Genomic DNA, 680 nt, shown 5'->3' on the forward strand with positions numbered 1-680 from the left:
ACGTTGTTGTTGCCCTGTTGGGTGCGGCCGAGTTCGTCGCCGTGGGCGATCATCGGTACGCCCTGGCTGAGCAGCAGGGTGGCCAGGAAGTTGCGTTTCTGCCGTTCGCGCAGGGTGACGATCTCGGGGTCCTCGGTGGGGCCTTCGACGCCGCAGTTCCAGGACCGGTTGTGGCTCTCGCCGTCGCGGTTGCCCTCGCCGTTGGCGTCGTTGTGCTTGTCGTTGTACGACACCAGGTCGTGCATCGTGAACCCGTCGTGCGCGGTCACGAAGTTGATCGACGCGATCGGCCGGCGCCCGTCGTCCTGATAGAGATCCGAGCTGCCGGTGAACCGGGACGCGAACTCGCCCAGGCTGGCCGGCTCACCGCGCCAGAAGTCCCGCACCGAATCCCGGTACTTGCCGTTCCACTCGGTCCAGTTCGGCGGGAACCCACCCACCTGATAACCGCCGTCACCGACGTCCCACGGCTCGGCGATCAGCTTCACCTGCGAGACCACCGGATCCTGGTTGACCAGGTCGAAGAACGCCGCCAGCCGGTCCACCTCGTGGAACTCCCGGGCCAGCGCCGAAGCCAGATCGAACCGGAACCCGTCGACGTGCATCTCGGTCACCCAGTACCGCAACGAATCCATGATCAGCCGCAACGACTCATGATGCCGCACGTTCAAACTGTTCCC

1 protein-coding gene is annotated in these 680 nt (G+C 65.3%); it reads right to left on the reverse strand.

The genetic code is table 11. The features are described 5' to 3' along the window. Positions 1 to 680: alpha-amylase family glycosyl hydrolase (locus ACFQV6_RS44305; protein WP_378033749.1), on the reverse strand; the 680-nt coding region annotated here is incomplete at both ends.

The sequence above is a fragment of the Actinoplanes sp. GCM10030250 genome (genome assembly GCF_042666575.1).
In the GTDB taxonomy this organism is placed as follows: domain Bacteria; phylum Actinomycetota; class Actinomycetes; order Mycobacteriales; family Micromonosporaceae; genus Actinoplanes.